At 67.6% G+C, this 7,833-nt stretch carries 7 protein-coding genes; 2 read left to right on the plus strand and 5 right to left on the minus strand.

The window, feature by feature from the left end:
• Positions 1-23: 23 nt before the first annotated feature.
• Complete coding sequence (locus tag ACH4YP_RS05105; RefSeq protein WP_398489409.1) at positions 24-1,502, minus strand: MFS transporter; 1,479 nt, start codon at positions 1,500-1,502, stop codon at positions 24-26.
• Positions 1,503-1,598: 96 nt separating this feature from the next.
• Between ACH4YP_RS05105 and ACH4YP_RS05110 the strand changes: the two genes are divergently transcribed.
• Both ACH4YP_RS05110 and ACH4YP_RS05115 read left to right on the plus strand, forming a co-directional pair.
• On the plus strand, positions 1,599-2,111 hold the full coding sequence (locus ACH4YP_RS05110; RefSeq protein WP_398489410.1) for a MarR family winged helix-turn-helix transcriptional regulator: 513 nt from the start codon (positions 1,599-1,601) through the stop codon (positions 2,109-2,111).
• Positions 2,112-2,257: 146 nt separating this feature from the next.
• Positions 2,258-2,518, plus strand: a complete 261-nt coding sequence (locus ACH4YP_RS05115; RefSeq protein ID WP_398489482.1) for a CorA family divalent cation transporter — start codon at positions 2,258-2,260, stop codon at positions 2,516-2,518.
• 314 nt (positions 2,519-2,832) lie between these two features.
• Here ACH4YP_RS05115 and ACH4YP_RS05120 read toward each other — a convergent pair whose 3' ends face one another.
• The 4 genes from ACH4YP_RS05120 to ACH4YP_RS05135 all read right to left on the minus strand — a co-directional run.
• Complete coding sequence (locus ACH4YP_RS05120; protein ID WP_398489411.1) at positions 2,833-5,016, minus strand: RHS repeat-associated core domain-containing protein; 2,184 nt, start codon at positions 5,014-5,016, stop codon at positions 2,833-2,835.
• Entirely contained in the window at positions 4,970-6,334 is a 1,365-nt protein-coding gene (locus tag ACH4YP_RS05125) for a hypothetical protein (RefSeq protein ID WP_398489412.1), read from the minus strand. Before ACH4YP_RS05125 ends, ACH4YP_RS05120 begins: the two co-directional genes overlap by 47 nt.
• Positions 6,297-6,590, minus strand: coding sequence for a hypothetical protein (locus ACH4YP_RS05130; protein WP_361072065.1), 294 nt, complete (start codon positions 6,588-6,590; stop codon positions 6,297-6,299). The genes ACH4YP_RS05125 and ACH4YP_RS05130 overlap by 38 nt, the downstream gene beginning before the upstream one ends.
• Positions 6,591-7,398: 808 nt before the next feature.
• Positions 7,399-7,833: SDR family NAD(P)-dependent oxidoreductase (locus ACH4YP_RS05135; RefSeq protein ID WP_398489413.1), on the minus strand; the 435-nt coding region annotated here is incomplete at its 5' end.

A 7,833-nucleotide genomic window follows, 5' to 3' on the forward strand; every position in this document is an offset into this window, starting at 1 on the left:
GGCCTGATCCCGTCGATGCGGGTTCAGGCGTCGACGACGGGAGTGGTGGTCGGTGTGGCCTTGTTGAGGCGGGGCAGGGTGGCGGCGCCGATCGCGAGCAGGGCGACGATGCCCATCTGGACGTACTCGACTGCGGCGAAGGCGTGGGCGATGTTGTGCGGGGCGAGGGCCAGGTAGAGGGTGCCGAGGGTCGCCACGCCGAGGGCCAGTCCGCTCTGCTGCAGGGTGATCAGTACGCCGCTGCCGATGCCTGCCAGGTGGGTGGGGACGTCGGCGAGCACGCTGCGGAACAGGCCGGCGAACAGCATCGACTGTCCGGCACCGACCAGGGCCAGCGGCACGGCCATCGCCCACAGGCCGACGTGCGGCCAGTCGGCGAGCAGGACCGCCACCAGCGAGACCAGTCCGGCGAGTTGGACGACGGCGCCGGCGGACAGCGCGGCCCGGCCGAACCGGGTGATCAGGCGGGGCGCGACCAGGGACCCGGCGAAGAAGAACAGGGCCATCGGCAGGATCGCCAGGCCACTGTGCAGGGCGTCGACGTGCAGGCCGTTCTGGACGGTGAGGGCGAAGACGAACATGAACGCGCCGAAGCCGATGCTGAAGACGAACACCATGGCCAGGCCGCGGGCCATCGAGGGCAGGCGCAGCAGGGACGGCGGCAGCAGTGGGACCTCGCCGCGCCGCTCGGTGCGCTTCTCCACGACATAGGTGGCGGCGCCGAGGAGGACCGCGGCGGCGAGCATCAGCCAGGTCCACCAGGGCCAGCCCAGGGAGTGTCCCTCGGTCAGCGGCACCAGCAGGGCGGTCAGGGTGGCGGCGAACAGCACGGTGCCGGGCAGGTCGATGCCGACGGGGTGGTGTGAGCGGGTGTCGGGCACGATCCGGGCCGCGACGATCAGTACGACCACGCCGATGGGCACGTTGACCAGGAAGATCGGCCGCCAGGAGGTGCCGGCGATGTCCGCGCCGACCAGCAGGCCGCCGACGAGTTGTCCGACCACGGCGGCGATGCCGGAGGTGGCCCCGTACAGGGCCACGGCACGGGCCTTGCGCTCTCCTTCGAGGACGTGATGGAAGGTGGCCAGCACCTGCGGGATGAGCAGGGCCGCGGTGGCGCCCTGGACGATGCGGGCCGCGATCAGCGCGCCCACGCCCGGGGCGGCACCGCAGGCCAGGGAGGCCAGCACGAAGCCCACGAGCGCCCCGAGGAAGACGCGCCGGCGGCCGAAGCGGTCACCCAGGCGCCCGCCGAGAACCAGCAGGGTCGCGTATGCGACTCCGTAGCCGGCGATCACCAGCTCCAGCGACGACGCGGAGGCGTGCAGCGAGGCGTCGATGCTGGGCAGGACCACGTTGGTGATGAAGAAGTCCATGATCGGCAGGAAGGCGCCGGCCAGCAGGATGAACACCCCCACCGGGTGCAGGCCCCCGGCGCGGGCCGCGGCACGGGGCGAGAGTGCCGCCGCCCCGGTATGCCGGGAAGAAGTGGTTGTCGTCATGACAGCTCCCAGAACCTTGGTTATGAGCTCATAACTATGAGCTCATAACGAGTATGCCCCCATAACTACCCGGCAGACAACCCGTACCCTGGAGCCGTGACGGAGGACCAGACGCACCAGACAGGCCCGACAGCGGGGCCCAAGCACGAACAGCGGTGGGCCGAACTCGCCGACCTCGTACTGATCATCAGCCGGGAGATCCAGTTCCGCCGGTACACCGACGAACGAGCCGTCCATCTGTCACAGTCCGAGGGCATGGTCATGCGCCACCTGAAGCGCGACTCCGCCGCCACACCCAGCCGGATCGCCACCGCGACAGGGCTCCAGCGCACCAACCTCTCCACCGTGCTGCGCGGGCTCGAGGAGAAGGGCTTCATCGAGCGGCACACCCACTCGGCCGACGGTCGCGGGGTGACGGTGCACTCCACCGAACACGGACGCAACAACACCACCCTCGTCCGGCAGGAATGGGCCACGACCCTCTCCGACGCCGCCGACCACGACACCCAACACCTCGACGCCGCCCTCACCCTGCTCACCGCCATGGAGAACGGACTGACCAGAACACGACCGCGGAACCGCGCCACACCTCCGACAACGGAAACCTGACGGCGACTCATCGGACGAGCACGCGCAAACACTGCACGCACCCTGGTGCCGCGGCGCCTCTTCCGGGGAGAGTCTGGGGAGCACGAACGACCCTGGGGAGCGCGTGGGGAGAATCAACCGCGTAACCGGCACGCCCCTCAAAGACACTGAAAGAAGTGTCCGCACAGGTCAGAGACTGCTTCAATCGCGTTTCCGCAGGTCAGTACCACCAGGTGGACAACTTCAAGAAGATCTCGTCGTGGGCCGCCATCCTCTTCGCCCCCACGCTGATCGGGACGATCTACGGCATGAACTTCACACACATGCCTGAGCTGGGCTGGACCTTCGGATACCCCTTCGCCGTCGGCTTGATGGGGGTGGTTTGCGTGATTTTGTACCTGGTTTTCAAACGGCGAGATTGGCTCTAAGGAACTGACACCTCACTCAACCCTCCTCCGCGCCTTGGCTCTCGCACCCTCTGGAGATCGACCTAAAAGCGGCCGTGGGAAGTCGCTGGGGAGAGGTGATGCGGGTGATCTCGTCCACCTGCCTCCAGCAAGCCCCTGACCAGGAAATTTGCACACCATCCATCGCTGGGGAGTATCTGGGGATTACGGATCGTTCTGGAATAGCGTGCGGCTGCGACAGCGGCCTGTGCCCACCGAGTTCGGCACCACGCTGGTGCCGAACTGAACACGCCTCGACAGACCGCAGACAGTCACTTTGTTGTACGTGGTCGAAGTCAGCCCGAGACGATGCTGTTCGCCGGTACGTACAGGAAGATGCCGTCGCCCGCCTCCTCGTCGTCAGCGCCGAGCACCAGGTCGATGCGACCGTAGTCGGACAGGTCGGCCAGTGCGACGGCGGAGCCAAGGGTGTCCGTTGGACCAGGTGGAGCCGGAGACGCCGGAGGTGACCTGAGAGATCGCGAGCGTGCAGGTGGCAGCCGGCTCGACCGAACTGCCCCTGAGGGCAGAAGCGTTCTGGCGTTGCGGCGGTACACGCAGTCGCAGGCATTGGCCTTGCTGACCCGCTTGGTGGCGCCGAGCATGTCCATTGCGCCGCCGACGATGTCGTCGACGAGGCCGACGACCCGTTCGGCCAGTCGGGCGCCCTTGGCCCAGTCCCAGGAGGCCCCGTATTTCGCGAGGATCTTTCCCACAATGCCACTGGCGAAGCTTCCGGCGATGTTGAGGAGGGTTTCGCCGCAGGAGCCCACGTCGCCGGTGGAGACGCAGTCGAGTGCGGCGTCGATACCGAGGATGTCCCGAACGATCTTTACGAGTACCTTGGCGGCGCGGACGGTGCGCTGCTTGGCCGAGGAGTACTGCTGCTCGGCCGCCATCTGCTCCGCGCCGGCCCGGTTGACCGTCTCCTGCTCTTTGGTGGGGCCAGGTCCCGCGCCGCAGTCGCTCCATCCGCGGCAAGGTGCCGTCGAATCTTCGCGGATCATGCCGGTGGGGTCGGAGAGCGTGGTGGGGTTGTTGTCGGCGTAGGCGTAGCCGTTGATCTGCTGCGGGCTGGTGTGGTCGATGATCGGGTCGACGGAGATGAACTTGCCGAGTTCGGGGTCGTAGGAGCGGGCCCCGATGTGGGTCAGTCCGGTGGACTCGTCGTTGGTGCCGCCGACGAAGCCCTTCTCACCGGGCCAGGCGCCGATGGGCTTGCCGCGGTCGACGCCGTAGGGGTCGGAGCGGCGCTGGGTGATCGCTCCGGTGGCGGCATCAATGGCGAGTTCGCCGGTGCCGTGGTGGTCGGCGGACAAGAAGGAAAGCTTGTTGTCGCTGGTGCGGATCGCGACGGTCTGGCCGGCGTGGCTGTAGTAGCGGGTGGCCTTGACCGTGGAGGAGCCCGCCGCGAGGGAGAGTTCCATGCCGGGCAGGTAGACGGTGGTGGCCTTGGGATCCTTACGGATCATCCGGGAGCCGTCGGGACCGTAGAGGAAAGTGCTGTCGCCCTCCGCGGTCTTGATCTTGGCGGGTTTGCCGGTGGCGTCCCAGTCGATGCTCTGGGTATTGCCGTCGACGACGCGGGTCTTGGTGTTGCCGGCGTCGTCGTAGGTGAAGGTGGACTGGTTGTCACCGGTCGGGGTGTTCTCCACGACCTTGGTGACCTGGTGCGGGCCGTCGCCCGCCGCACCCGCGCCGCCGTAGGTGTAGGTGCGGGTGACGTCCTTGGCCGCGTCCCGGCCGGTGTCGTGGATGACTTCCTTGGTGCGGTTGCCGATCGAGTCGACGCTGTAGGACTTCCAGTAGGGGGCCGGTCCACCCAGCGCGTTCGTCCCGGGCGCGGCGTCGCAGGCGGTGGGCTTTGAACCTTCGAGTCCGGTACTGCCCACGGTGCCTGCACCCTGAGCCGCGACGCCGGTGGCCGCCGGCGTCCAGGCATCCTTCAGACGGGCGCCTGCATCGTAGGCGAAGCACTGCACGTCGGTGGTCGCTGTGGAGCCGGCATTCGCGGTGTCCGAGATCGACAGGACGTTGCCGGCCTGGTCGTAGGAGTACGAGGACCGCTTCGCCGGAGCACTCGCGCCGGCGATGTCCACGCTCGCGGTGCGCAGACGGCCCGTGCCCGGCTCGTACTCGAAGGTCTGTCCGACCTTCTTCCCACTGCCGGTGGACAACTCCGTCCCCAGCACCTGACTGATACCGGAATAGGTGGTGTCCGTGACGTACGACGTGCTGCCGGTCAGGGTCGTGGGGCGCTGGAGCTCGTCGTAACCGTAGGTCAAAGGCTCGGCGGCAAGGCCACCGGCGGCTGGCAGACCGGTGCCCCGCACGGTGCCGTCACGGTTGTAGGACGTGGTGAACTCGTAACTGCCCGCGAGCGCACCCTCGGAGGCGGGCACCGCGTACGTGGTCTTCAGCGGGCGGTAGAAATCATCCATCGAGGTCACCGCGGAGCCGATGTACTGGGTCGCGTTCACATACCGCATAGGCCCAGGCCTGGCCCAGCCAATCCGCCTTGTCATAGCGGGTCTCGGTCAGCTTGGTGCCGGTGGTCGGCTCGCCCTCCCACGTGAATGTCGGCCGGGACAGCGAGTCGTACTGGGTGGAGACCTTCTTGCCGTTGCCGTCGATCGTCCAGTCCACCCGGTCGAGCGCGTCGTAATGCGTCTCGGAGGTCCCGGCGTCGGGGTCGATGGACTTGATCTTGCGGCCCAGCTGGTCGTACTCATAGCTCCAGACATTGCTCTTGTCGTCCGTAACGGTCTTGAGCTGACCGTTCGGGGTGTAGCTGTATTTCGTCTCGTCGTAGCCGAGCGCCGCGTCGGGACGATCCCCGTGGTAGTGCCGCAGGGCGGTGGTACGGCCCCCGGCGTCGGTGACGGAGGTGGTGGCGATGCCGCCTGCGGGCGGGTCGGAGTGGGTGAGCTCGCCGTCGTAACGGGTGGTGGTGCGCCACTGTTCGGTGCCGGCGTGCAGAGCGATCGCGGCGGTGGGCCGGCCCAGACCGCCGTAATCGGTGCGGCTCTGCGCACCGACCGCACCGTTCCCGGCGATCAACAACTCATCACTGGGGACACCCGCAGCACGGTAGGTGGCGTTGGTCTTGGTGACCTTGCCCGCACCGTCGTACCAGGCATCGGCGACCATCCGGGTGCCGCCGGGACCCTCGGTCTGCTTCTGTCGGCCACGCAACAGGCTGTCGAACAGCTCGTACTCGACGCCGTAACTGCCACCGGCCTCGACCTTCTCGGTCTTGATCGCAACCGGCTTGTCGGTACGCACCAGGTAGGAGTACTTGATGCTGGGCGTCTGGGACTCGTCCCGGTCGGGCAGCCAGACAGAGGTCAGACGGCCGATCGCGTCATGGGCGAGATCGGTGCGCCTGCCGTTGGGGTCGGACTGCCCGATCGAGGCACCGCGAGCCGGGTTGTAGTCGGTGGTCGTGACATGCCCGGCCGCGTTCGTGACGGCCGTCCTGGTCAGCAGGCCGTTGCCCTCGGTGTAGGCGGTCTTGGTCTCATTGGCCTTGGCGTCCTTCTGCCACACCGGGCGCCCGAAGGCGTCATAGCCGGTGGTGCCGGTCACCTGATAGGTGGCGGTGGTCCCGTCATGGGCGGTCATCCGCTCGACCTTGTTGTCCGCGTAATAGGTGCGGGTACAGGTGTCGTCGGAGGCGGTGGAGACGTCCCCGAGATCCTCGACCTGAGTGACGCGACCCGTATGGGTAGCGGTGTCGTACGTGGTGAGACTCCTGGTCTCACGCCAGCCACCGGCCGACGGTCGCCAGGTGATCACTCCAGTCGTCCTTGGTGCTGTTCCAGTCACTGGAGGAAGTCAGAGAACGATTCCTGCCGCCGACCCGGTAGAGCCGGATCGGCTCGGCGGTCGGGCTCGCGCTGTAGATGTGGGCCACCCGGGCGGAGAACGTCGTGCCCAGGATCTGCTTGTCCTTGTAGAACGACATCGGCATCGTGAACAGCAGCCGCCGCACGCCCACCCCGTTGCAGGAGACCGGGTTGTACCACTCTCGGCGGTCGCTGCCGAGTCCCACATCTTGGGCTTGCCCGCCTCGAAGACCGTGCCGTCGACAGCCTCGTCCTTGGCGGCAATCGCCCCGGAGGCGTCCTCACTGACCTTCAGTCCGACAGTCTTCAGCCCGAAGTCGATCTTCGCGATCTCAGGGGCGGCCGCCGCCTGCGGCGTTTTGACCACCAGCAGGTGCCCGAAACCGTCGGCCTCGGCCCGCACCACGAGGTCGACACCGGGATGGACCTCCGCGTACGTCGCCGTGCTCCCCTCGATCTTCGGTGCGGGCAGCACACCGTCGGGCCACGTCAGCGACATCTCCCGCCCTGCCCGGCGCAGAGTCACGAACGGCTCGTCCTTCGCCCCGCGCGCGAAGGACAGATCCACGGTGGCCGCCTTCGGCCCCCACCGCCCGTCCTCCCGCTTCACCAGGGCCTCATCGATCTCGATCCACTTGCCCGCCCGGATCATGCGGACCGGCTCGGTGTACTCCCTCGCCTGGAAAGTCCCATCCGGTTGCGCGAATACCTCACGCCGCTCCGAGCGCAGCCCCACCACCTCGACCGGCTCATTGCTGTTGTCTGCCGCAGCCAGCGCAGCCGACTCCGTCCAGGCCGGGCCGGACGCGGAAAGAGCCATCCGCGCAGGTCAGAGATGACTAAGAGAGCCCGGCGGTAGGCGTCACCTGAGTCTTCTGGTGGTGGGTAGGTGTCCCAGCGGTAGCGCGGCGGACACGCGTGCGGAGCGTGACGAGTACGCATGGCCGCGCCCGGCTGATCCGTGGATCCTCGAACGTCGGCTGAAGCCTGGCCGGGCGGGCGGCTGCTGAAGGATCAGGCGGCGGGAACCGCCTGCGGATAGAGCACGCTCGGGTCGGCGGACAGGGCCGCCTTGAGCTGGACGCAGTTGTTGTCGGCGAGGATCTCCATCTTCCCGGCCTCGATACCGTCGAGGGCGGCGCGCACGACATCGGCGGGGTCGTTCTTCTCCACGTCCCACCCGGCCATCATGTCGGTGTCGGTGCTGGCCAGGTGCAGGCCCGTCACCGCGGTTCCCTGGCCCGCGAGTTCGAGGCGGATGCCGTTGGTGAGGCTCCACGCCGCCGCCTTCGCCGCGCTGTAGGCGTTGGCTCCGTCGTAGGCGAGCCAGGACATCGCCGACAGGACGTTGAGAATGGCCCCGCCGCCATTGGCGGCCAGGACGGGGGTGAACGCCCGGACCACGTTGAGGGTGCCGAAGTAGTTGGTGTCCATCTCCAGCCGGATCTT

Origin of the sequence: Streptomyces sp. NPDC020747 (assembly GCF_044334695.1) — a bacterium.
Taxonomy (GTDB): Bacteria; Actinomycetota; Actinomycetes; order Streptomycetales; family Streptomycetaceae; genus Streptomyces.

What these genes read in the sequence shown, in the direction of transcription:
- ACH4YP_RS05105 (WP_398489409.1), bottom strand. Translation starts at nt 1,502, where the DNA reads ATGACGACAACCACTTCTTCCCGGCATACCGGGGCGGCGGCACTCTCG.